The 25,796-nt window shown below is 49.5% G+C and carries 19 protein-coding genes; 4 read left to right on the top strand and 15 right to left on the bottom strand.

The genetic code is table 11. The annotated features are described in order from the left end of the window. Window positions 1–216: 216 nt before the first annotated feature. Both GJB61_RS03590 and GJB61_RS03585 read right to left on the bottom strand, forming a co-directional pair. Entirely contained in the window at window positions 217–2,463 is a 2,247-nt protein-coding gene (locus GJB61_RS03590; protein ID WP_154117070.1) for a glycoside hydrolase family 95 protein, read from the bottom strand. Between the two features lie 53 nt (window positions 2,464–2,516). Beyond that, window positions 2,517–4,934, bottom strand: a complete 2,418-nt coding sequence (locus GJB61_RS03585; protein WP_338115654.1) for a glycoside hydrolase family 31 protein — start codon at window positions 4,932–4,934, stop codon at window positions 2,517–2,519. Between the two features lie 121 nt (window positions 4,935–5,055). Between GJB61_RS03585 and GJB61_RS03580 the strand changes: the two genes are divergently transcribed. Next, window positions 5,056–5,949, top strand: coding sequence for an AraC family transcriptional regulator (locus GJB61_RS03580; protein WP_154117069.1), 894 nt, complete (start codon window positions 5,056–5,058; stop codon window positions 5,947–5,949). Between the two features lie 88 nt (window positions 5,950–6,037). Here GJB61_RS03580 and GJB61_RS03575 read toward each other — a convergent pair whose 3' ends face one another. Together GJB61_RS03575 and GJB61_RS03570 are read right to left on the bottom strand one after the other, a co-directional pair. Beyond that, on the bottom strand, window positions 6,038–7,465 hold the full coding sequence (locus GJB61_RS03575; protein WP_154117068.1) for a family 43 glycosylhydrolase: 1,428 nt from the start codon (window positions 7,463–7,465) through the stop codon (window positions 6,038–6,040). Window positions 7,466–7,503: 38 nt separating this feature from the next. Then, window positions 7,504–9,324: a family 43 glycosylhydrolase gene (locus GJB61_RS03570; RefSeq protein WP_154117067.1), complete on the bottom strand. Its 1,821-nt coding sequence runs from the start codon at window positions 9,322–9,324 to the stop codon at window positions 7,504–7,506. 252 nt (window positions 9,325–9,576) lie between these two features. Here GJB61_RS03570 and GJB61_RS03565 point away from each other — a divergent pair, with 252 nt between their 5' ends. Further along, window positions 9,577–10,683, top strand: a complete 1,107-nt coding sequence (locus GJB61_RS03565; RefSeq protein WP_154117066.1) for a family 8 glycosyl hydrolase — start codon at window positions 9,577–9,579, stop codon at window positions 10,681–10,683. A 3-nt stretch (window positions 10,684–10,686) separates the two neighbouring features. Here GJB61_RS03565 and GJB61_RS03560 read toward each other — a convergent pair whose 3' ends face one another. The 5 genes from GJB61_RS03560 to GJB61_RS03540 all read right to left on the bottom strand — a co-directional run bounded on the left by GJB61_RS03560 (window position 10,687) and on the right by GJB61_RS03540 (window position 17,246). Continuing rightward, on the bottom strand, window positions 10,687–10,962 hold the full coding sequence (locus tag GJB61_RS03560) for a hypothetical protein (protein WP_154117065.1): 276 nt from the start codon (window positions 10,960–10,962) through the stop codon (window positions 10,687–10,689). A gap of 70 nt (window positions 10,963–11,032) precedes the next feature. Continuing rightward, entirely contained in the window at window positions 11,033–11,806 is a 774-nt protein-coding gene (locus tag GJB61_RS03555; RefSeq protein WP_154117064.1) for a response regulator transcription factor, read from the bottom strand. Then, the gene (locus GJB61_RS03550) at window positions 11,803–13,551 is read right to left on the bottom strand and encodes a sensor histidine kinase (RefSeq protein ID WP_338115653.1); all 1,749 of its coding nucleotides are present in this window, start codon (window positions 13,549–13,551) and stop codon (window positions 11,803–11,805) included. The genes GJB61_RS03555 and GJB61_RS03550 overlap by 4 nt, the downstream gene beginning before the upstream one ends. A gap of 99 nt (window positions 13,552–13,650) precedes the next feature. Then, complete coding sequence (locus GJB61_RS03545; protein ID WP_229521427.1) at window positions 13,651–13,911, bottom strand: hypothetical protein; 261 nt, start codon at window positions 13,909–13,911, stop codon at window positions 13,651–13,653. A gap of 233 nt (window positions 13,912–14,144) precedes the next feature. Then, entirely contained in the window at window positions 14,145–17,246 is a 3,102-nt protein-coding gene (locus GJB61_RS03540; RefSeq protein ID WP_154117063.1) for a glycoside hydrolase family 2 TIM barrel-domain containing protein, read from the bottom strand. A gap of 141 nt (window positions 17,247–17,387) precedes the next feature. Here GJB61_RS03540 and GJB61_RS03535 point away from each other — a divergent pair, with 141 nt between their 5' ends. Continuing rightward, a complete protein-coding gene (locus GJB61_RS03535) occupies window positions 17,388–18,227 on the top strand; it encodes a helix-turn-helix domain-containing protein (RefSeq protein WP_154117062.1) in 840 nt (279 codons plus the stop codon). A 45-nt stretch (window positions 18,228–18,272) separates the two neighbouring features. On the opposite strand, the gene GJB61_RS03530 is transcribed toward GJB61_RS03535, so the two are convergent. The 6 genes from GJB61_RS03530 to GJB61_RS03505 form a co-directional block, all read right to left on the bottom strand. Continuing rightward, on the bottom strand, window positions 18,273–18,575 hold the full coding sequence (locus tag GJB61_RS03530; protein ID WP_420819728.1) for a glycosyl hydrolase family 95 catalytic domain-containing protein: 303 nt from the start codon (window positions 18,573–18,575) through the stop codon (window positions 18,273–18,275). Continuing rightward, on the bottom strand, window positions 18,550–18,780 hold the full coding sequence (locus GJB61_RS32490; protein WP_476703950.1) for a glycoside hydrolase N-terminal domain-containing protein: 231 nt from the start codon (window positions 18,778–18,780) through the stop codon (window positions 18,550–18,552). Before GJB61_RS32490 ends, GJB61_RS03530 begins: the two co-directional genes overlap by 26 nt. Window positions 18,781–19,042: 262 nt before the next feature. Continuing rightward, the gene (locus GJB61_RS03520) at window positions 19,043–20,608 is read right to left on the bottom strand and encodes an extracellular solute-binding protein (RefSeq protein ID WP_154117059.1); all 1,566 of its coding nucleotides are present in this window, start codon (window positions 20,606–20,608) and stop codon (window positions 19,043–19,045) included. 64 nt (window positions 20,609–20,672) lie between these two features. Further along, on the bottom strand, window positions 20,673–21,554 hold the full coding sequence (locus GJB61_RS03515; protein WP_154117058.1) for a carbohydrate ABC transporter permease: 882 nt from the start codon (window positions 21,552–21,554) through the stop codon (window positions 20,673–20,675). 15 nt (window positions 21,555–21,569) lie between these two features. Further along, on the bottom strand, window positions 21,570–22,553 hold the full coding sequence (locus GJB61_RS03510) for an ABC transporter permease (protein WP_154117057.1): 984 nt from the start codon (window positions 22,551–22,553) through the stop codon (window positions 21,570–21,572). 207 nt (window positions 22,554–22,760) lie between these two features. Continuing rightward, entirely contained in the window at window positions 22,761–24,737 is a 1,977-nt protein-coding gene (locus tag GJB61_RS03505; protein ID WP_154117056.1) for a hypothetical protein, read from the bottom strand. Window positions 24,738–24,885: 148 nt separating this feature from the next. Here GJB61_RS03505 and GJB61_RS03500 point away from each other — a divergent pair, with 148 nt between their 5' ends. Continuing rightward, a complete protein-coding gene (locus GJB61_RS03500; protein WP_154117055.1) occupies window positions 24,886–25,743 on the top strand; it encodes a helix-turn-helix domain-containing protein in 858 nt (285 codons plus the stop codon). Window positions 25,744–25,796 lie beyond the last annotated feature (53 nt).

The following is a 25,796-nucleotide window of genomic DNA, read 5'->3' as shown; positions in this document are numbered from 1 at the left end:
AAGTATAGGTCTTTCCCCCATAAAATACGATATAAAGAAAACGCTTTCTATTGGTATATCCCATAGACTTACTTACGTTCAAGGCTTATCCATACCGGATTACAGAAAATGAACAGAAGTGAATAATACCCGGCGAAAAAGGGCTAGCGTCAATACGCCAGCCCCTGCCAGTACAATCTTATTGAATGGACAATTGGGCACCTTCCAGTTCACTCTTTAACGGGTAAATGTATAGGAGCTTCCGGCTTCTCCGTTGAACGAAACGGAATCAAGACCGGGACCTCCCAGTTGGCAAGAACCGGAAACCGTGCAAGTCACAACCGCTTCAGTAATAAGTCCCTCCGCCCAGGCAAAATCGAGGGTATACCCTCCCCTCGCCCGCAGGCCCTTGACACTCCCCGTGCTCCAGCTTTGTGGCAGTGCGGGCAGCAACTTGATTCCCTCGGCGTGGCTCTGGAGCAGCATCTCGGCAATCCCCGCCGTTCCTCCAAAATTCCCGTCAATCTGAAATGGAGGATGGTTGTCGAACAGATTGGGCAGCGTAGAGTGCTCCAATAAAGCGCGGACGTTCGCATAAGCCTTGCCCTCATCCTTCAACCTAGCCCAAAAGTTAATGATCCAGGCCCGGCTCCAGCCGGTGTGGCCCCCGCCGCTGGACAATCTGCGTTCCAGCGTCGTCCGGGCGGCTTCAGCCAGTTCCGGCGTATGCTCCACGGTGAAGGCGTCGCCGGGGTAGAGCGCAAACAGATGGGAGATGTGGCGATGCCCCGGCTCGACCTCTTCATAATCCTCCATCCATTCCTGAATCTGGCCGTATTTCCCGATTTGCGGTTGGGGCAGGCGTGCGAGCGCGGCGGCGAGTTCTTCGCGGAACGCCTCGTCCCTGCCGATAATCTCCGCACTGCGAATGCAGGCCCTAAACAGGGCTTCAATAATCTGAAAATCCATTGAAGCCCCGGCGCAGAGCACACCCGATTCGCCGCCCGGCAGCTTATAGGTGTTCTCAGGGGAGACGGATGGGCAGGTAATCAGCTGGCCTTCTTCGTCTTCCACCAAATAATCAAGCAGGAATCTGGAAGCTTCCTTCATTGTCTCATACACCTGCGCCAGAAAATTACGATCCTGGCTAAACCGGTAATGCTCCCATAGATGCAGGCACAGCCATGCAGCTCCCAGCGGCCAGAAGGAAGCCGACAGGCAGGTATCCTGCGGAGCTGTATCTGCCCAGATATCCGTATTGTGATGCGCCGTAAATCCTCCGCAGTCGTACATGACCCTGGCTGTGACCCGCCCCGGCTCCCGCATCCGCTCGATCAAATCGAACAGCGGCTCATGGCATTCAGCCAGATTGCAGATTTCTGCAGGCCAGTAGTTCATTTGCGCATTGATGTTGATCGTGAATTTGCTGTCCCAGGCCGGGGTGAAGCTGTCATTCCAGATGCCCTGCAGATTTGCAGGCAAGGAGCCGGGGCGGCTGGAAGAGATAAGCAAATAGCGGCCATACTGGAAATACGTCGCTATCAGACCGTTATCCTCCTCCCCCATCTGAACCCGCTTCAGCCGCTCGTCGGTCGGCAGCACGCTCTGGTGCGGGTTCTCCGGCAGTGTCAGCGTAACCCGCCCATACAGTCTGCGATAATCTGCGATATGCCGGGCCAATAGCTCTTCATAAGGAACCTGGCTCAGCTCTTCCAGGTGTCTTTTGGCATAAAGCTGCGGATCGGGATGGCGGAACGTGGTTCCTGCGGCAAGCAGCAGCGTAACCGAGCTTGCCCCATCTACAAGCAAATACTCGCCGACGGTGCGGCAGATGCCATCTTCCGTAACTGCCTTCAAGACAGCAGCAAAGGAGCTGCCCCCGTGGCCGCCGCAATCTCCGCTCATCACCAGTCCGCTGTTCTCCCACTTCTCTGTTTTCTCCAGGTATCTCCAGTTGTGGCGATTAAACCTCGCCTTCAGGGAAACCCCGTTCTTATGGTCTGAGGTAATCCGGAGTACTATGGCCTGATCCGGGAAGCTTGCAAACATCTCGCGGGTATACCGGACCTCACCGATCACATAGCTGATCCGGGAGACGCCGCACTCCAAATCAAGCTCTCTCCTGTAGTCCTCGGAATGCTGCTCGTGGCCGCCAAATGCTAGCAGCAATTCACCCAGCGGCAGATAATGCCGCTGAGCTTCAGGCAGTCCCGCCATCGACATCGCTGCCAGTTCCTCAGCGTCCCGCAGCTTTCCCTCGAGAATCAGTCTGCGGAGCTTAGGCAAATGAGGCAGTGCATCTTCGTTGTTGCGGTCACGTGGACCGCCGTACCATACAGAATCCTCATTAAGCTGCAGCTTCTCCTCGGCCGTACCGCCAAAAATCATAGCACCGAGCCGCCCATTTCCAATCGGCAAAGCCTCGTTCCATTCCCCCGCCGGTTGGCTGTACCATAACCGCTGCGCGTGTTCCATACTTGTCATGATTGCTTCGCTCCTTCATTAAGCATAATATAGCTTCGCGCCGGGATCGTCCATCAGCTTTCTACTCTGACAGCTACGGGGTCACCCTGATAAGAAACGAGGAACCGGCCAGCATGAGCGGCGATTTCTACAGCAAATTGCCTCACCGCCTGCATACCTGTATAACTCCCTACCCGCTTCCCTATTGTCAAGATACGATCTGCTTCACACCACTTCATCTCAATCATGGAGTACGAGCCGTTCTCGTAATTATAGCTATCCCCTTCATCTTCATACAGTGTAAATGAAGCATCCATGCCGGAATATACCTTTATGCCAATCACTGCTTCCGGCTGTTCATCCGCATATTGAATCTCCGGGCCAACCGGAACAATGGAACCAGCACGGACAAATAGCGGAAGCGTCTCCAAATCGGCCTTTGCTTCAATCATCAAGCCGCCCCCGATCCGTTCATCGCTCCAGTAATCGTACCATTCACCGGCCGGCAGGTAGACACTGCGCTGCTTGTTGAACCCCTGAAGCTCGCGGGAGCCGGGACCGTAATACATCGCAGTTGTGACGGGGGCAACCAGGAAGGCTGGACCGAACATGAACTGATCGTCAATAGGATGGACCCGCACATCTTCCCGGTAATCAAAGGCCAGCGCGCGAAGCATCGTATAGCTGCGATGTGCGACGGCCCCGGCCAGAGAGTAGATGTATGGCATCAGCCTGTACCGGAGCTTCAGATATTTCACCAGCGTATCGTAGATCATCTCGCCCTCTTCGCCGAATCGCCATACCTCTCTTGGCGTATCTGTTCCGTGGGAACGGAACATAGGCAGAAAGGCCCCTAGCTGGAACCAGCGGACATACAGCTCGCGATACCCGAAATCGGCGACACCTTCATCATAATCCCCGTTCCAGAACCATTGCTCCTTGTGATTGCGTACGAAGAAGGCGCCGATATCCAGTGTCCAGTAAGGGGAACCCGTTACGCAAAAGTTAAGACCGTCTGCTATCTGCTTCCTCAGCGTCTCCCAATTGGCTGCTATATCTCCTGACCATGTAATCGTGCCGTAACGGTGCTGCCCGGCAAAAGCGGAGCGCGTCAGATTCACGACCCGTTTGTCGGCAGACGTCGAACGCTGGCCTTCATAAATGCCTTTGGAATGCTGCAGCGAATAGGCATTGATAACACCCGGATCAAGATAACGCTTGGATTCAGCCGTGTTAATCAGCATGCGCTGCTCGGGCTCCGGCTTTACCGCTCCTTTCCAGTCAGCTTCGAACGGCTCGGTGCAGTCGCACCACCAGGCATCAATCCCATGGGAGAACAGTCCGGTATTGGCCTGATTCCAATACAACTCTCGCGCTTCCTCCCGGAAGGTGTCATAGGTGGCCTGATTGCCGAGCAGGAAGCCTCGCTCGCTCATCTCCTGGTGGTTATCACCACCGGCGCCCATAATCGGCCATATGGATACCATGAGCTTTGCATTCAAGGCATGCAAGCTTTGCATCATTTGCGAGGGGTCTGGGAAACGATCGGGATCAAATGTCTTTTGTCCCCACAAATTCCCTGTCCACGACTGCCAATCCAGGACGATGCAATCGAGGGGAAGCGCGCGGTCACGATACTCTTGCACGGTGGCAATCAATTCCTCCTGGGAAATGTACCGTTCCTTGGATTGTACATATCCGTAAGACCACTTTGGAAGCATCGGCGCTTCTCCAGTCAGATGACGTATCCCGGTTATGATCTGATCGAACTCCGGCCCGTAAATAAAATAGTAATCCATTTCTTCATCCACATCCGTCCAGAGATATGAACCGAATGCATCGTCATGGAAGGTCATGTACGAATAGGAGTCTACCAAAATCCCGTAGCCGCGTGTAGATACAAGAACCGGGACAACCGCTTTCATATTTTGCTGGTACAAATATTGATGCCGTCCCCGAAGATTCATCATTCCTTCTTCATGTGAGCCAAGTCCGTACAAGGCCTCGTCCACCTGCCATTCGAATTCCAGCTTCGTATGATAGGCTTGTCTGTCGAGCTTGCGGTTTATCGCTTCCGCTCTTGCACGCAGGCCATCTGCCCCCTGACCGATTTCAACCTTATCCGCCGAAACATCGAAGACCGTATGATATACCTCTGTCCGCTCCAGCGTTTTGCCGCCTCTGGACGGCTCCTTTGTAAGCAGCTTGCCCTCCGCATCCCTATAACTGAATGCACAGGTCAATTTGTCCACCTGAATCGTAAGGAGTGCTGTTGAAATTTCCAGATGGCCGGGCTGGTCCACGACAGTCCATAGAATGTCCTCTGCAACCGGGCGGCTCACTACCACAAGACTCGCTTTCCCGCTCAGCTCCGAATTCAAGGTATATCGAATTCTGGCAATTCCCGGCGTGCAAAAAGCGATATGCATAATTCCTTCTGTTGTCTCCAGCCTGACGCCATCCGCACCGGAATGTACCTGCTCTAGTTTCACAATTTATCCCTACCCTTCCTCAGAATTTTTCTATAGTATAATGATATTATTATTTAAATCCGAGTATCAACCATATATTTGTGCATTATCGACACAATATTACGATTTCTAGGAGGAAGTCATGTACGAACACCGTTACCGGGAGCTCAAGCTGCACGGCCAGCCCGAATTTCCGCTTCATATCTACCGCGTGGAACATCAGACTAACGTTCATTCCATCCTTCCAGTGCATTGGCATAATGAAATGGAAATTATCTATTTAGCGAAAGGCAGAGCTACTTTCAACATCGAAAGCCGGGAGTTTACCATTCAGGCGGGTGATGCTTTGATCGTTCATCCCGGTGAACTCCATTCAGGAATTGACACTGTCTGTGGCGGCACGTGCTATTACTCCATCGTATTCAAATTATCTTGGCTGTCTTCACCGCACCCAGACCGGGTTCAGGAATTATTCTTGGACCCGGTCCTGCAAGGGACAGCCAGACTGCCTGGCCTATTATCTGCTGCGAACGAACCCTATTCCAAATTGCTCGATTGTGTTCGGGAGCTACTGAGCCGCTATGAGCGCCAGTCCACCGCATATGAAATGAGCCTGAAAGCTCTTCTGCAGCTGTTCATTGCGGATATATACCATTATGGACTGATGGAGATCAATTCTGCGCCGGGAACCCGCCACGGGCGTGAATACAACCGGCAAATCAAGCAAGTGCTGGCATATATGGAGGAGCATTTCCGTGACAAGCTGGAGCTGGATCAGCTTGCTTCTGTGGTATCGCTTAGCCGCTCCCATTTCTGCAAATTTTTCAAAACCCAGACCGGAATGCGTCCGATGGAGTATTTGAACTATATCCGCATCAGTCAAGCAGCCAATCTGCTCCGTTCGGGATCGTACAACATCCTGGAAGCCGCGCTGGAGTCAGGGTACCAGCATGTCAGCTACTTTTCCAAGTGGTTCAAATATTATATGCATATGACGCCTTCGGACTACAGGGCCCGTTATTCTTCCGGTCTTTAGCTTGGCATAGCGGCAATAAATAAAGCAGCACCAGAGAATCCCCCTGTGCTGCTTTATTTATCAAGACGCAGTCAGATTTCACTCAAGGTCATTCCAAAGTAAACGAGGACAGACTGGCGCCACCGCTACCGGTGTACGTAAAATACAATGCTTGTACGCCGTCCGGAATGTCCGCTTCAATACTGTATTCCTTCCAGACATTCGAAAAGCCTACTGGTATCCGTCCAAGTGCCGGTCCGTCCCACGACGTTTTCACTTCAAACTCGCCCTGGCAATATCCGCGCACCTTGATTTTGACTTTTCGGATTCCCTCGCAAGTAAAATATTTAAAGCCGGCCGTAGCAGAATCTGTCATATTCGCGATATAACCGATCTCCTCGTCGCCGTCCCTGCCGTCCTGCGTAATCTTCGGAAAGCGGCTGTCCATCCATGCACCGATACGGCCGAAGCCTCCGGTGTACATTTCCTCATCTTTACAAAATAAATGACATGCCAGGTATGCCGGATATTCCCCCCGGCCTTCAAGCGGCCCACCGTTCGAACCACAGGATGTGATTTCTACCTGGGGAATGGTGCCGTCTCCGCGGAAATCGATCCGCTCCATACATCCCTGCCGGCAGAACGCGGTCCCGTTGGTGTGCCGATGATAAAAAATGTACCACTCCCCGTTGATTTGGGCGATGCTGCCATGGTTATTGCCGCCATAATACATCGGTTGTTCTGCCGGTTTGTACGTATCGATATGAAGATCGCAATTGCTTATAATGACTCCCTGATATGTGAATTCTTTGGTCGGATACTGGCTGGTCGCATAGCACAGTTCATGCATGGAGATCGAGGAATAGATAAGGTAATAGGTATCTCCTCTTTTGCGGATGGAAGGAGCCTCAAAGAACTCATATCCTTCGAATCCGCTCCCCTTGCTGAAAGGCTGGCTCGGCGCAACAAATACAGGCTCTTCGACAATCGTGAGCATATCCGGGCCAAGCACCGTTGCCATTGCGCCGTGTCTGGATGAGTCTCCGAAGCCGCAGAATCCGGTGTACAGGTAAGTATTCTCTCCTTCAGTCAGCACACCGGGGTCAAACTGCGGCTCGTCGCCTTCCCTTTCCCCCAAGCGCGTTCCATCGGCATATCTTACATAGCCGTAGAACTCATACTTGCCTCCTGGCTTGTCGCAGACAGCCACCGAAACAACGGGAACCTTGTCAAGTACATAGTAGAGATAGTACCTTCCGTCTGGTCCCACGGTGACATCGGGAGCATACAGGCACATGCTGCCTTCAGGATTAAGCGGGTCATCCGTAGTCCGGTAGATGACACCCTCATACCGCCAATCGGACAAATTGTTTTCCGGCGCCGACCAGCAGACATAGTCGTTTAAGCAAAAAGCGTGTCCGTTAAAACGGTCATGGGAGCCATACACATACACTCTGCCTTCAAAAACATATGGCTCACCGTCGGGGGTATATTCCCAAGACGGGAGATACGGATTTAATCCTTGTTTTTCTCTCATCGCAATTTCATCCTTTTCATTTATTAATTTCGTCTGTTTTATGGAAGCACAATCACTTGCATGGAGCAATCGGCATAATCTGGGTGCACATCTCTTTCTTTAGCTACATCCAATACCGGTACGTTTTCACGGTTAAAATGGACTCTGTGCATGCCGGTACATCTCGTTCCATGCTTCACCAGTTGCTCTTCCCCGTGATACAGCATCAGCACATTACCGTCATAATCCTTGAAAAATGAATTGTGTCCGGCCCCATATATCCCTTCGATTGAGTAATATGACAATACAGGCGTACTTGCCTTAGTCCATGCATTCATGTCCAAATAATCGCTTCCCCGTGGGATGCTTAAGAGTCCTAGCGAATAGGTATAACCCGTAGCAGCCCCGCCGGAATAGGCGATATACACCGAATCCTCCGTAATGAGAGGATATGGACCTTCATTGTTGATGGTCCCCTGAACATTCTCCCAGCCGAACAGCGGCCGCGAGAGCAGCATCGGTTCACTGGTCAATACCGCGGGGTTATCTTCATTTATCGTCGCAATATACAGCATGGATCCGGTGTCAAGCGGTGTTCCGATTCCCTTGCGGTAGGACCAGACCAGACATGAAGTACCGTCTACTTTAAAGTAAGTCATATCCAGGGTGATGCCATCCTCTGCCAAATAGGCTCCGTCTGCCTGCTTCACACGGATCGGTAGGTGCCAATCCCCCGCATTCATGATGTCACCGCCTTTATTGAGCTTCATGAGGTGGCATTGCGGACACCATTCTCTGCCGCCAACGGCGAACAGAATAAATAAATCCTCGCCGATGACATGAAATTCAGGAGCCCAGAAGGTTTGGATGAAGTTTTGTTCCTCATCCAGATCAAGAATAACGGCCTCCTTATAACCAGGAGCGAATAAGCCGCTTAACGTGTCCGCCTCACGGACATAGATCCCGATATCATTGGCATTGTCATTAGTGGCCAGGAAATAATACTTGCTGTTCCATGGAAGGATTACCGGGTCGGCATAGCCGCTTGCCAAGGGAAACGGTAACTCATGCGTAACCACCTTGCCTTGTACGGTATACGTTCCGGGTACTGTGTAATCGATGCCTTTACCATCCCAGGCTACCTGCTTGTCTGCGGTGGAGCCATCGGAATAAACCGCCATGACTTTAACCGCTTTCAATTCGTCTGCGGATGTGACGCTGACACTCTCCGGCACTCGGATTTCAGTGTTGTGTATCGGTGTCCAGGAAGCCTGCACCAAACGGCCGATACGGCTGTCCACCGAAATCACATTTCCCGGGTTTGTTCCGGGTAGCGGTTGTTCGGGCCGGTCTACCGCAAAGGCTTCCGCCAGTTCCGGCGGTGAAATACAGTCCGTCTTCATAAGATCGGACAACCGGCTCAAATAAAAGTTCCCCTCGTTGTCCTGCCAGCGAATCTCATATTCTTCGCCGGTTCCGTCAAGCTCACAGACGGCCTCTTTGACATAAAGCTCCCGGTGCAGTTGAACCAGACCATGATTATGAAAGGTAACCAAATCTGGGGATGTCCACAGAAGAATACACCCTCTGCTGTCTTCGTCATCATCTCCCAGTGCATCTACTCTTACCGCAACAATGCCGAAAGAACCGTCAGCCGTACGGAACACATACGGGTTTTTCAGTCCTTTTTCATGAATCACGTTGTTCCCATCGACGGTTGCCAAAGCGAACAGTATGCCATAGTTCCGGTTCAACGGTTGAAATTCGTTATTATCATCCGTGCAGGCACAATGAATGCTGTTGCTGAGAGACTCGGTGTAGGCCTGGTTCGGTTTCCGTGTATAGACTGTAAGCTTCATCTGATTTTGCGTTCTGTTCATAACAACATCACCCTTATTTTTTTACTTCACGGTTAGTCCCTTACAGTATAGTGAAGTGGTTTGAGCGAAGTCCATGACATATAGACACCTAACATTGATCTATTCTGATATTATACGAGAGATCTTATGAGAATCATTTTTTTGGGCGGAGAACATGTCCTAATCACCAATGATTTTCAAGGAAAACGCTTTAATTTCTGTACCTCCGCCTATGTTATGCTTTGAAAAAACCATATCCAATGGAGGAATATTATGAGAAACCTGTTCAGAGAGAACGGAGTGCCGGAAGAGGCGATCCGGAAGAAGCTTGACGACACATGGAACGAATTGTTCTACGGAGCACCTGATGTCCGGATCTACCATCCCATGGATGACGATAAGGGTTATATCGTGGATACCGGCAACACAGATGTGCGGACAGAGGGGATGTCCTATGGAATGATGATGGCTGTTCAGATGGACAAGAAGGAAGAGTTCGACCGGCTGTGGAAGTTCGCCAAGACATATATGCAGCATACAGAAGGCCGTTACAAAGATTATTTTGCCTGGCACTGCAAGCTGGACGGAACACGGCTGTCGCCCGGTCCGGCACCGGATGGAGAAGAGTTTTTCGCAATGGCGCTATTTTTCGCCTCAAATCGCTGGGGTGACGGCGCAGAACCGTTCAACTATTCCGAGCAGGCAAGAATTATTCTCCGCGCTTGTGTTCATAAAGGGGAAGACGGAGAAGGCAATCCGATGTGGGACCCGGCGACCAAGCTGATCAAATTTGTTCCTGAAACCCCTTTCAGCGATCCCTCCTATCATCTGCCGCATTTCTATGAATTATTTGCCCTTCAGGCGGATGAACAGGATAGAGCTTTCTGGAAAGAAGCAGCCTCTAGAAGCAGAGCCTATTTACAAAAAACATGTCATCCAGCTACCGGTCTTGCCCCCGAATATGCGAACTATGACGGAACTCCAACTGAACCCCAGCCGCATGGAGACTTCCGCCACTTCTTCAGTGATGCATACCGGGTGGCGGCCAATATCGGGCTTGATTATGAATGGTTCCGCAATGACCCTTGGCAGGTGGGGCAGTCCAACCGAATTCAAGCCTTTTTCCGAAACATTGAAGTAGCCGATTACCGGCGCTACACCATTGACGGTCAACCTTTTGAGGAGCCATCCCTGCATCCGATCGGCCTTCTGGCAACGCTGGCCATGGCCTCGCTCGCTGCCGATGGACCGGATGCCGGACACTTCGTCAAGCTGTTTTGGACTACGCCGCTTCGCACCGGTGATCGCCGCTATTACGACAACTGCCTATACTTCTTCAGCTTGCTGGCTCTTAGCGGGAACTACCGTATCTATTCATAAATACTAAAAAGAAATCGCCCTTTGGATATAATGGAAGCCCCGTTTTCCATCCCCAAAGGAGCGATTTCTTTTTTGCATTATCTCCGGCAACCGCAAGCGACTTGACGCCGCTGTGCAGAAAAGCTCCGTCATATCCTCAATCTGGTCCGAATCCACCATTTGTTTGAGCTGCGTGGCGTTGACCGGGGTCACATCTGGCAGATCACCGGAAGCCAGCGTTACGTTGATTTTCGGCAAGTATTGGTCGGAGATCGGGTTCCCATGCAACCCCAAATTCAAATGTATTCGTATTTTTGGTTACGCTTTCATTATAGAGTCCATATGTATTGACAAAAATTTGGACTACGCTTCACTCACGCATCTCCGACAAGTCCGGCCCGCCGGCTGCGAAGTTATCATCGGCATTCCCCTCCGCTTCATCCTCATCTCGGTAGGCGCCCGGCGTAGTGCCAGTATACTTTTTGAACACCTTGGCAAAATAATGCTTATTTTCGAAACCGACCTTCATTCCGATGGCGTTCACGGATAGCTGGCGCTGCGACCTGAGCAGCTTCTGCGCTTCCTTGATGCGGAATGCGTTCAAATAACTGACAAACGTGTCGCCCGTCACTTTCTTGAACAGGCTGCAGATGTAGTTCGGATGTAGATTCATCAACTCGGCAAGATGGTCCAGTGACAGATCGTTCATATAATGGGTTTTGGTATAAGCCAGAATGCGTTTGGCATGCCTTGAATACTCCGAATCGGCTTCGGAGGGAAGCTCTTGTTCAACATGCGCCAGCAGAGCGGCAATCTCATTCTTGTCAATCGGCTTCAGCAGATAATCCACGACTCCTGTGCGGAGCGCTTTCCTTACATATTCGAATTCATCATAGCCTGTTAGGATAATAAAGCGATCACACAGCCCGCTCTCCCTGGCGGTTTCGATCAGCTCGAATCCATTTTTCTCCGGCATATGAAGATCCGTTACCGTCACATCCGGCATGTGATCTTTCATGAGATCCAGTGCCTCAAAAGCGTTGTTCGCCTTGAATACCTCTGTCCCGAGCGGAGCCACTTCACCGATAATCTTGACCAGTCCGTTAAGGATCAGCGGCTCATCGTCTACAATCAATACTCTCATATCCGGCCCGTCCCTCCTGTTGTGATGATAATAGTCAGGCATGTTCCACGGTCCGGCCCGCTGTCAATAACCAGTTGCGAGGAACCGCCGTAGAACGATTTGATCCGTTCGCTGACATTGAACAGACCCACGCCTCCCATGTTCTCCGCGACGTCTCTGCCGCCGCCCCCTCTTGCCAACCGTGAGCGTATTGCCGCCAGCTTGTCCTCCTGAATGCCTGTTCCGTTGTCTGTAATGGAGATGCGGATTTCATCTCCGGTTTCCCGGACTTGGAGCTTAATATGGACGGGCCGAAGGATGGCAGATGCTCCATGAACGATGCTGTTCTCGACCAGAGGCTGGAGCATGAATCTTGGACAGACAAACTGTTCCGCATCCATGGAGACATCGACCTCGTAGGTCAGTCTGTCCTGAAGCCGCATCTTGTGAATATTCAAATAGAAGATAACCGTTTCGATTTCGCTGGCCAGAACAGTCCGGTCCCCTTCCGAGGACAGACTATAACGCATCAGCTTGCCGAACCAGAACGAAATGTCCGCTACCTCCTTGTCATTATTGGACTCAGCCAGCATCCGGATCGTCTCAAGGGTGTTATAGAGAAAGTGCGGCTTGATCTGGGCCTGAAGCACTTTATAAGCCGCTTCTTTATTCCGCAGCTCGGAGCGGTGGACGTTGTTGATTAGCTCATCCATGCGCTGGATCATCGAATTGTAGGTCGAGGTCAGAAATCCGATTTCGTCCTGGTGGTTCGGCTTATCGTGCTTACTGATAAACTGCTTCATATTGTCATCGTCCAGATTGCGCATATGCCTTGCAAGGAGCAAAATACGTTTGGTAATCGTCGATGCGAGTGCATAATAAACAAATGACAAGGCCGTCAGAAGCGCAATGATGGTAAAGACCAGGATGATCTCCTTGCGCTTGATTGTGCGAAACACATCGTCGACCTTACCGGTTACGACGACCCGGACGTCCAGTTCCTCAATATACAACTGATTCACAATGGTTTTATTGTTGATGAAATAGGGCCGGGTATCATTTGAACCAAGCAGCTTCCAGGTTGCCTTATCAATGCCTGCGGCAGCGCCTTCCGCAGACACAGGCACCCCCTGCTTAGGAAGCAGGAAGGCTTGCCAATTGTCTCTCTCCCCAGCCGCCTCGTACAATTTCCGGATTAAACCGCTGCCAACGCGCAATTCAAGAAGTCCAATTTTCTCGGTAAAGTTAGAGTTGTAAATGTTCTGATAGAACATAAGCGAAGGCACAGCCGCCCCCGGATCAGCCATCTTCCATATGCCTTGACCGGGCTTCAGCGTACGCGTGACCTCCTTGCCCCGCGAATCCAAAGCTGAGATATCCAGAAACCGTTCAGTAATCGGAAGCACCCGCTGTTTGGTTTTATAGATCCGAAAGCTTTCAATTTCCGGATTAATAAACAGCGATTGGGTAATAAGCGGACTAATATTACGGTTATAGGCATAAATGCTATTCAGGTCCGATTCATACACTCCGTCCAGATAATCCGTGACATACGGGTTATACTGCAGCATACGCTGGATGGAGTCGATGCGGGTCAGGTCCATCTTCATATTGGCATGTGCCTGCTCCAGTATTTTTTGACGGCTTTGGACGAATTGATTGGTCAGGTTGCCATAAATCTGCGAATAATAGTAGTAACCGAACACTACTACCGGAATAAAAATCAGGATAACGTATCCCAAAGTGATTTTACGAACAATGCTCACGGTGACGAATCCTCCTGAATACCGGAATGGTTTCTTCTAAACGTACCATGAAAAAGAAAAATCCGGTAGAGGTATGACTCTCTACCGGTTGCCCTTGGCTTACTCGAACAAAACCTTCTTCTGATATGTGTCGTTGGCCCAGTCCACCAGCCGCTGCAACCCCAGACTTTCGGCAGTCTTCACCATATTCTCATAATTTGCAACCGCTTCTTCTTCAGATTCAGCCAGATAAATCTTGACCTTTTCATTTTTGATCATCTCGTCGATCTTGGTCTTGATTGTTTTTTCCGTAGAATCCGGTTGCGCCTGAATTAGTCCGAGCTGCGGCTTGTAAGTGGTGATCGCTTTCAGCTCCTTCAACGCCCCAGTTGATCAGGACTTGAGCCTGTTCGGACGCCAGGTAGTCAAGGAATTGCTTCAGCCCATATCCTTCCCGTAAGTCAGAATAAGGCGCTGATGCACATTGCGGAGTCCGATCCGATGTACTAGAAGCCAATGCCAATGAATCGTCGTTAATCAATAAAGACCTCTGACTTTGGCCAGTGCCTTTATCAAAAATTCACTTCTATCCTTCGCTTTCGAGGATCTACTATTCAATCCACGATCTCTAAAGTGATCTTGTATACATAGATGCCCTTTTCGATTTTATATTCATCGTGAATATTTTTGGTCCATCCAGTATCTCCACCAAGACCTGCATGTTTGTAATCGATATGAAGGAAAACAGAATCGGATGTGCCAAGCTCGTCCTCATAGGCGGCATTGTCATACTGTCCGATGCTGTACTGATGGATGTCAAAATGGAAGTGACCCGCCGAGGTAACTTTTACCTTGCGGTCATCCGCCGACACATACAAATAACGGACATCTTCCTTGCCCCCGCACTCAACCGGCACGATGTAGGGAACATGCTGTTCTTCAACAGAGCTTTCATATATACCGACGAAGGCAGCTGTTTTACGGTCCGCATAGTTCTCCCATGGCCCGCGGCCATACCATTTGATACTCTTCCAGGCAGCAGGGAAGGTAAAACTCAGACCGATTCTCGGTAAGGTATCGACATTAGCATTATTCACGACAGTGTTAGTAATTTCAATGCCTTTACCGCCAATCGCATACTCCGTAAGTGTTTCAATGCATCCATGATAAAGAACATGAACCTGAATGATGACTGATGCAGGCGCTGCATATACCCGAATACGCTTGATCTCTTTCTGATCGGAGTCCAGCCCGAGGCTTCTCCAATCATCTGCATAGTTTAGCGTCTCACCAGGCACACCTGCGTCTATCCCCGTTGGCGGCCGATAGAAATTGTTCGCTCCGCCCGTAAAGTAGTCTTGATTATTGTACTTGACAGAAATGAACTCTGCCGTTTCTTTCGAGAAGACCACGTTCGTATTTTCATTATAAATATGAATTTGATTCGCAGCTTCTTCATATACCAGGCTCCCACTTTGAATATCGCCGGTATGTATTTCATATACGGAATCTTTCAACTCGACCTGGCATGCATAGATACAGGTTCCCTTATTGGCATAATAGGTGTCCTCGTTCAGATAAGCATAAAAATTCAGGAACGCTTCCCCATAGACCTTGGCTGGATCGTATGGTGCCTGAAGACTGTCGATAGCTCCGGCCGGCGTGTGTAATCGGGGGAATGTACCGTTTTCCACAACCTTCCCGTCGCAAACAAGTTCCCAACCAATGTCCTGGTGGCTTAAGTCCCGATGCGTATAATGATTATAAATTCGATAACTTTTATTACCGGAAACATCATAAGGCTGTTTAAAATAATCGATCTGGACGGGAGCTTGTACATTTTTAATTTCATAGGCAGCCGGTTTCAGCGTTAAATCCGGAAATACAATGCCGTTCAGACACATATCGGGCGCGGAATCAATAATCTCTTCCTGGAAGGCACCGCCATACACATATTTTTTGTTCCCAGATTCATCATGCCGGACAAGCGCTTTATCCTGGAAATCCCAAATGAAGCCGCCCTGAAACCGCGGGAATTTATGAATAAGGTCCCAGAATTCCTTGAAATTCCCGTTGCTGTTGCTTTTCGCGTACGCATATTCACACATAATAAACGGCCGCAAGTCATCGCTGCTCATCATGCATTCCACGATCCAATCCTTCTGAGGATACATGGGCGCCATGATATCGGAAATATTGGCCGGAGGATTCAAGGACTCATACTGAACATATCTTGTTTTATCATATTCCTTCATCCACCCGTACATGGCAGCATGGTTCGCTCCGTGACCGGACTCATTTCCCAAGGACCACAGAATGATCGAGGGATGATTCTTATCTCGCAACACCATCCGTACTGCACGTTCCATATAAGCATGCGTCCATTCGGGAGATGCGCTGAGCTGGCCGCCGATGCCATGGGTCTCAATATTGGCCTCATCCACAACATATAGACCCAGTTCATCACAAAGGTCATACCATTCGACGGCATGCGGATAGTGACTCATCCTTACCGCATTGATATTTAGCGATTTCATGATCTTGATCTGCTCACGCATATACTCCGTCGACACCACACGCCCCGTTTCGGGACAAAATGCATGAAGGTTGGTTCCGCGAATGATGAGACGTTTGCCGTTAATTTTCAATATCCCGGTGTTATCGATGCTGATTTCCCGGAAGCCGACATTTGCACTCTCGATGTCAACAACATTTCCGTCAGGTTCGATCATTTCCAATACCAAGTTATAGAGGTAAGGAATTTCGTCGCTCCACAATTGGGGGCTCTTAATGGTTTGTTTGACTTTCGCCACATAGTTGTCTTGCAGGTAGGATCTGAAATCCGCAAACTTCGGCGTCTCAAATTGCGTAACCAATTTTCGATCGTGATCATAAAGAGACAGACGCACGTGAGCTTCCCCGTAACAGCTTGCTTGATTATTAGGATAAACCGTTACGGCTAATTCGGCATTGTCATAATCACCCGGGAAAAGCGTTTCGATTTTATAATCATGAATTCGCATTCGCGGTTTTGCATAAATCAGAACATCTCTGAAAATACCCGATAGATGCCAGTAGTCCTGATCCTCCAGATAAGAACCGGCTCCGAATCGCATCACCTGAACGGCCAAATGGTTTTGCCCCGTTTGGATGTAATCGGTAATATCAAAAGAAGCGTTAAGCTTGCTGTCCTGCGAATAACCGACGAACTTCCCGTTTAACCACAGATAAAAGCAGGATTCCACACCGGCAAAATCGATAAACAACTCTCTGCCGTTAAAATGTTCAGGAATTTCGAACGATAGGACATAACATCCGGTGAGGTTATCCTCCGGCACATAAGGCGGATTCAAAACAAATTCATCTTGCTTCAGTTGAATTTCATGATGAGAGTCCGCCCCCTTGCGCGCAAAGGGATACTTAATATTAGTGTATATAGGTTTCCCGTATCCGAACAACTCCCAGTTGGAAGGAACAGGGATATCATCCCATTTGGACACGTCATATGCAGGATGATAAAACTCATCAGTTACTACATCCGGAGATGAAAACGTTTTAAATTTCCAAGTGCCGTTTAAGCATTTTACGTATTTGGACGCTCTCCGGTCGCCGCTTAGCGCCTGTTCCACGGTTTCGTATATTCCATACGGCTCATGCATGGGATGACGGTTCTTGTGAGCGACATGCGGATTCTCCCAGTCTCTGTTCAGCTTCATACGTTTCGAATAACCTCCTCATAAATTGTCTTAATTGGTTGTGCTAAGAAAATCGATACCCTTATAATATAAGGACAAGTCTTCATATAAAATGTTAGGTCTGGTAATTCATTTATCCATTTAGGTAGGTGAAGTGACAATATGAATTTCGATGCTATAAAAGAAAACGATGTCGTATACCGTTGTATCGGAGACGATTTCGACCAGGGCATTTTGTCATGCGGCTTTATGAGAAAAAGAACGGCAGAGCGTTCCCAGTATGACTTCAGGATCGGATATTACAGCTGTTTTTTGGTCCTGCAAGGCAACGGACGATTTATCTCAAAGGACGGTACCGCTATTCCGATGAAAGCGGGGGATCTGGTACAGCGTTTGCCCGATCGTATGCACTCCACCGAAATCGAGCCGAATGGGGAATGGATCGAGTTTTATATCAGCATAGGTTATCCTGTCTATCATTACCTCAAAACGCTCGGCATTATAAATTCCGATCAAGAGATACAACCGACACGGCATACAAGCGATATAGTGAATGATTTTGCCGCCCTGTTAAACACCCTTAAAGGCGCAGTAGATGAAAGGCTCCCCTATTTGCTGATGAGAGCACAAGAGCTTATTATCCGTTTGCACGGCAGCGTACATCATACTCAGAGAGAGCACAATCATCACAAAATCTCGAAGGCTTGCCAACTGATCAGCGGCGCCAATGATATCCATTACGATATTAAGGAAGCCGCAGCAGCCGTAAATATGGGCTATGAGAATTTCAGGAAGCTATTTAAAGCCACAACCGGAGTTTCCCCTCAGCGGTACCACATTGAACATTTAATGAAACAGGCCAAAATGATGCTCCTCTCCGGACTCCCCATTAAACACGTAGCCATTAGTCTTGGTTATGGGGATATTTATTCCTTTACCAAGCAATTTACGAAATCGGAAGGAATACCTCCAGGACGTTATATCCGTAACCGCCACAGATAAGCAAGAAACTAAGCAAAGGGCAGGAGGATCTTGCTTAATAAAAAATCAGAAAAGGAAGCGAGATATCGTTCCTTCGCATTTGCTTCCCCATTCCGGCCATTCTTCTTCATTCCATATGCCTTGCAAGTTGGAAGGTTGCTCGCTCGGTCTGGAAGACGCAATGAGCATATACTGGCCGAACTGAAAATATAACGCGGCGAGCGACGGGGCCTCCATCTCCCGAATGTCGAGTACGCGCCGCTCCGTCGGACGTCGCTTGCCGCCAGTTCGCTCGTCCGCCCCGGCTCCCCCCAGCCTTATCAAGACTCGTTCATACAAGGCTTTATGGTCTTCGACGTGTTCGTCCAGTCAGCCGAATCACCAGGCAGCCGCTCGGGCGGGAACAGAAGATTTCGCGCGTGTATTCGCATCCGTAGGCTTCATAGGATACGGTCGCCACCGCCCGCCGCAGATCCAATTCACGCCGATATCGCGTAACCTCGCGATATCCGGGGAACGCCAGATTCAGGTCGCAAAAAGGCAGGTAGGCTTGCATATGGATCGGCTCGCCCATCATGCGGTCAGAAACAGCCGCTCCGCCTCCTCGATCCGATCATTGAAAAATCAGGCTCCGGACTTCTTGTAAATATTGCCCGGCGTCCAGCCGGTTATAATCGTGCGGCGCCAATCGGAAGAGCCTCTTTCCATGCCGTACCGGGCGAATCATACTCCAGCTTCATCATTTTCCCGCCTTTTCCGTTCTCCCATTTGCCTTCACCTGCAATATAGCGTGCAAAGTCCGTCAGGAACGCGCAGCGCTCCTGACGGACCCAGTCTTATTTTTTAAACAAATCCTTCTTCTTCTGATAGGTTTGGTTAGCCCAATCCACCAAGCGATCCAGACCGATCTTCTCGGCGTTCTTCACCATGCTCTCGTAGTTTGCCACGGCTTCTTCCTCCGACTCCGCCAAGTAGATTTTAACCTTCTCGTTTTTGATCATCTCGTCGATCTTCGTTTTGATCGTCTTCTCGTCCGAATCCGGCTGCAGCTGAATCAAGCCGAGCTCCGGCTTGTAAACCGTGATCGCCTTTCTTTCCATCAACGCTTTCGTCTTCTGCGCTCCCGGTACGTAGCTCAACATGCCTTCCGTAACGCCGTCGTTGTACAGGTACCACCATTTGATTCCGTTGCTATTGACGAAATCGGCGTCGGACGGATCGTATTTCAAATTCGGATACCCTTCGTCGTTCCAGGTCCAATGCTCGCCCTCGACACCGAACATCGTTAACTTTTTACCTTCGTCGCTCGCCAGATATTGAAGGAACTTGATTGACGCCTCCGGATCCTTGTTTTTCTTCGTGATAAACGTACCTGCAAAGCCCAGTCCGGAGCTGACCGCTTTCGCATCTTTCGAAATGGAGCTAGACAGCATTTTGAACGTATACGTACCGCCGGCGTTTTTGACCTTGCTATTGTCCGAGTCTGCTATGCTGACCGTATGCATATGCGCGAATGCCTTCCCGCTGGTCGCATACTGATCGTCGATCTGATCGTTCGTATAGGCGAAGTTCTCCGCCAGAATGTCCCCTTCGCGGTACAGACGGTTCATAAACTTGAAGAAATCCAGCATTTCCGGCTGTCTGATCGCATAGTCCACTTTTCCGTCCCGCTCATACCAGCCGTCCAGAAGGCCCTCGACGCCGAACTGCATCAGGAAGTATTGCTCGATCCAATCTTTGTCCATGATCAGAGGGATCATGTCCGGATATTTTTCTTTGACCATGCCCAAAACCTTCATAAAGTCGTCAATGGTATCTATTGGCGGATTGCCGAGCTCTTGCAGAATATCCTCGCGCACCGCGATACCCGGGTTGCCGTCGCTGCCGACCGAGTATTTGTTCTGCGCCATTTCCTCCTGCGTCGCGAAGGAGTTGCGCACCGTATAGAAATTGCCGTCATCCATCGTGTGGATCGCAATTCGTATCGGATCGATCTTAAATTCAGGCGCGTATTTCTTGATCAGCTCGTTCCAGGGATAAGACAGCTTCGAATCGGACATCCGATCGATATTGGAATTAGTAAAGACCAGATCGGGGAGATCTCCCGAAGCGATCATGAGCGGAAGCTGCTTATCATCGGTAGCGACCGTCACTTTCAGCTTAACGCCCGTCTTTTCGGTAATTTTCTCGGCAACCGCTCCCGTCCATTCCTTCACCGGATACCAGGAGGCATCGATAAACAGGGATAGCTCCTTCACCTCGTTGCTTTTGGCGGGCGGTTCGCTCCCCGCCGAGTTATTGACTTGACCATCGTTGCTATTTCCGCATGCGGACATCATCGCTATCGTCATCATTAGGATGAGCGATAAGAGCAGTGCCTTCTTCCCTTTGTTTCTTTTCATAATAACCCCTCCAAACAAGTGATGTTTATATTAATGCAAACGCTTTAATATCATGCCAACAAAATCAACCCTTCACGGAACCCAGCATAATGCCTTGAATGAAAAACCTCTGGAGGAACGGATAGACGCACACGATAGGCGCGATAGATATAACCATAGCCGCTACCTGAAGCGAATAGCTGGTGACGCCCGCTGAAGCGCTGTTCGCAACGGCTACAGCGTCCATCGGCGCATTGCTCTTGTTGATAACCTCCATCATCCGGAAAGCGAGCGTCCGCAGACCTTCCGACTGCACGAAGTAAGCGGAATCCAGCCAAGAGTTCCATTGACCAACCCCCAAGAAAAGCGACATGGTTGCGATCAGCGGCATAGAGACGGGAAGGATGATCCGGTAGAAAATAACGAGCTCGGTAGCCCCGTCCATGTAAGCCGACTCCTTAAGTTCACTCGGAATTTCCTGAAAGAACGAAATGGCTATCAGCAGAAAAAACGTACTTAACATGGAAGGAATGACATAGACACCAAACGTGTTCAGCAGCCCCAGTGAGCGCAGAACGACGTAATACGGTATCAAACCGCCGGAAAAGTACATCGCGAATATAATGACCGTGAAATAACCTTTGCGAAACAGAAGATCGCGGTGAGACAGCCCATAAGCAACCAAACAGGTAAAAAGGACGCCTAGGACGGTTCCTGCAAGCGTTCTCATAATCGTGACCAAAAAAGCACGGTACCAGTGGGGGTCATCCAAAAATCGCGCGTAATTTTCAAAGGAAAAGGTCCTTGGCCATAGATAGACGCCCCCAAGAAGCGAATCGGTTCCTTTATTGAAGGAAAGAATCAGGACGTAATAGAACGGATAAAGCATCGATAACGTCAGAATGGCTAGTAATGCATAAATCATAGCGTCCATGATACGATCTTTTTGTTTTTGGCTGAGCTGCATGCACGCTCCTCCTTCCTAGAATAGACTTGATCCCGAAGTGCGTTTGGCAATGTAGTTGCTGGAGAAAATCAGGATGACGGAAATGACGGACTGGATCAAATCAATCGCTGCCGCATAGGAAAATCTCCCGTCTCTTAATCCGACCTTAAACGCATAAGTTTGCACGATCTCCGAAGTCGGATTGTTGATGCTGTTGCCGAACAGATACGCCTGCTCGAAGTTGGAGCCCACCAGTCCTCCGCCCAGAATGCTTCCGATCGTCAGAATAAGTACAACGACGATCGTTCCTTTCATTCCAGGGAACGTAATATGGCGAATTCGAGCCAAGCGGCCCGCTCCGTCGATCTGCGCGGCTTCGTATAATGACGGGTTAATGCCCGCTATAGCGGCCAGGAAGATAATCGTCCACCAGCCCATCTCCTTCCAGACGGCACTTCCAGTCGCCAGTCCCCAGAAATAGTTGGGGTTCGTCAATATGTCAAGCGGCTTGTCGATTATGCCTAGCCCTAGAAGCGCTTTATTGACCATCCCGATATCCGTCGACAGGAAGGCGAAAGCGATGCCTGCGACGACAACCCACGAGATGAAATGGGGCAAATAGCTGATCGTTTGGACAAAACGCTTAAACTTCAAATTTTTCACTTCGCTTAATAGAATGGCCAGCAATATGGGAGCCGGAAAAGAAAAAAGGATTTTTAGCAGACTCAATGCCAGCGTATTTCGAACGATTGTTCCAAACTGATAGTCATTAAAGAACTCATTGAAATGCTTTAATCCCACCCATTCGCTTGTAAAAATGCCCTTAATTCCGGTAGAGATGGAATACTGCTTAAATGCCATTAGAATGCCGAACATCGGCGTATAGGCGAAGACAAGCAAAAATATCATGCCGAGCCCAACGAACAGGTGCAGTGTTTTTTGTTTTTTAAACCGCTTCCACAACTGCGTTCGCTGTTCTGTTTTTCCCTTAATTCCGGTTACGTGTGTATCCAACTCCATATCTGCTCCTCCTTTGTTTTCAGTATACCCTTCGAATCAGAGCGTCGAAAGCCAACATTCTTAAGAAAGCGTTGTCATTTTTGAAGATACGCATGTTACAGGACAACGCGTTCAATCCAAAAAACAGCGATTCTCCGGTTAACGGAAAATCGCTGCTTTTTGTTTTTGAATCCGTTTCTGGTGCGTGCCTCTTACATTCACGAACGTCTATTTTACATTCGATTCCCAGTAGTCACCGACCAATCCTTCTATCACACTGCCGCCGGCCCAGGGCATCAGGCAGAACCAGGTGCTAGCCGGCGAACCGTCGCTGTAAGTCTCCGTCACCAGACCTTCTGAGTGGCAAAATCTCTCGGACATCCAGCCCGTTAGGCCGTGGCCGAATTCCTTATCAAACCGGTTGTAGGTCTGACAACCCCAGCCGACCGTATCCAGCATCCGCTGCAACACATATGGATCTTCACGCTGCTGAACATAGTAGTAAAGCTCGTCCACCACATTACTGGACATCGGATGAATATGCGGATTCGCGACAGAAGTAACGCTTCCCCCACAGCTGGACCAGCCGATCGTGCTTAGTGGAGGTACCTTAACCGGTGAGTTGTAAGCAAATTTAAAAGTGAACTCGTAATTTATCGCATCCCTCATATGATCGAGATACAGCTCATCGCCCGTGAGGGCATGCAGAAATCTGACTGCTTTGATGTATGCCAGAATGCCTTCGGAATCTACCGCCTTATCCGCATCAAGCGGAGCCCCATAGCATTCCATTCGTTTCACATAGGTTTCATAGTAATGTTTCTCACTGCGCTTCAGGCTGTCCAGATGCGATCTATCTCCGGTTAGCCAGCTGTAATAGGCCATAGCGGCCATGCACCATGTTCCGCTGAAGGAATCATATTCAAGCCCTGCACCGGTTCTCTCAGACAGAATAGTCGGATATTCATCATCTGAATTTTTGCTTTTCTCCAACACGGGGAGTACCTTTTTCACAAAGACCATCCAATCCTCGTGGAGGCAATTTTTGATCCTTTTCTCAAATTCATAAGCCTTCATAATATAGAACATTGCCTGCGCGCACAGATAAGCCGAATGACCCGGAGTGCGCATCCCGTCAAACCACCAGCCGGCTACACTCCATTTCCCGTCCTGATATGCCTCATAAGGAAGCCCCGAAGCCGGGTTCAGGGAATTCTCTATGATATTCTCTATGCAGGAGAGCGCCTGCTCACGCATGGGCTCATCTTCAAGCCGCAGCGCGGCCATCAGAACCGGAGTGGCTACAGACAAGCCGTCCGTCCAGCTGATCGAGATGATTTTATTATACCGGTATCCGCCCGTCTCCTTGTCCTCATAGACAAATGTGGAATAGCTCCGTTCCTCAGGCAGCCAGGCATATTGATAGATTGCCTTCGACAGATCGGCCGCAGCCGTCCGGATATCACTGCCCTGTCTTGGAGGCTGATGATAACGGTAATAAATGTCTTCCAGTACAGTATTGATGCCCAGCTCAGACTCCGCCTCATACTCATACAAGTCTATTGTGAACTCTACAGACTCAGCAGCTGCTAATTCAAAGCAATTCTCATCAAGAGGTGCCCGTTCCTTGACCAGACGCGATTTAATGAATAATAACGGAGCATTCTCATAACCAAGCGTATACCCGACCGTTCCTTTGGCAAGTGAGCAGGTAAAGCCGCCATACTGGCAGAACTCACCCGACAGCTCCGGTTTCCACTGGGCCTTGACTCCATTCTTGTTTATGAAATAGGGGCTGGCGCAAAGGCCATATATTTTACCCGTGTCATATACAAGGGCCGCCGGATGCGACAACCGGTCGCTTCGCACCATCCACCAAGGGGAAGAAGGACGTGAGGGATTGCCTTCTCTCAGCCTCGGGAACTCATTCGGAACATTCTGGGGAGCTTCACCCCGGTTCCGGCCGTACATAAATGCCGGCAGAAAGAACCGCGGATTTACTTTAGCAAACGGCAGCTCCAAATGAATGACTCCTGCCCACGCCAAGCTCCCTAGATTTCTTATCCGTACTACTGCCTGAAATGGCTGTTTGGCGCTACCGTTTCCGCCTGTTATCTCTACAGATGAACTTAGTTCGTGCCTGTCCAATACGGTATATTCTATATCTTCTTGATATTTGCTTCTTGCAGTTACAATCAGCTCCATAAAAAGATCCTCCAGTCTGTTATATGCAATCAAACGCTTGCAATGTTTATCCCAACATGCTAGGATAATGACATTTTAAAGTAGTTCCAGAGAATAATCATTGCAAGTTCCGCTATATTTATTGCACGAACAGATCAGGAGGTTACAGATGAACGACCCTTTTGAGCTTCGATATGATCCTATTCAGAAAGATTCCCTCTACCAGCACAGGACTACAACTTATAATATGGGGACCTTCTATCATCGGCACGAAGCCTATGAGCTGTACTTGTTTCTTCGAGGCAATGTCAATTTCTATATTGAGAACAGCTGTTACCGTCTGGAGCCTGGTGACTTGCTTGTAATTAACCCGGAAGAAATGCACCGTTCCTTTAGCCTCGATGAAACTGAATATGAGCGGATTACCATTAACCTCCAGAAATCTTATTTGCATCGCCTCTCTACTCCGGCAACCCATTTATCCGGATGCTTCGACTACCACCCTAAGGGGAAAGGAAATATCGTGCATTTGGAGGAAGCTCAGTTGCAGCAATTTCTGCAGTATACAAGCGCTCTGGAGGAAGCACTGGCTTCTGATGCGTATGGAACAGATATTCACGCTAATTGTTGTATAGCTCAACTATTAGTCCTGACCAATACTGTTTTTCAAAATGTCAGCTTTATTCCTACGGATATCATGCCCGATCTGGTCCGCAAAACGATGGATTATATCGAAGCGCATCTTGCGCAGGACATCACACTTGAACAGCTTGCCGGCACTTTTCATTTGAACAGCACTTATATCAGCCGCCAATTCAAAAAACATACAGGGTTAACACTCCGTTCATATATCATAGACCGCCGCATCTCCCTCGCCAAATCCTATCTCTGCGAGGGGCTCAGCATTACCGAAGCCTGCTATCAATCCGGTTTCAGCGACTATGCGAACTTTATCCGCAGTTTCACCAAGACCGTGGGAATATCGCCCGGCCGATTCGCCAAAAAAAACGCAAGCCTTCCAGAGTAGAATGATTCAGCCCAGAACCGCTGGTCCCCGAAAACCAGCTCTTCGGATAATAC

The organism is Paenibacillus monticola, from assembly GCF_009664975.1.
Classification (GTDB): Bacteria; Bacillota; Bacilli; order Paenibacillales; family Paenibacillaceae; genus Paenibacillus_AQ; species Paenibacillus_AQ monticola.
The sequence above is the reverse complement of the archived record's forward strand: the minus strand, read 5'-3'. Positions and strand labels throughout refer to the sequence as shown.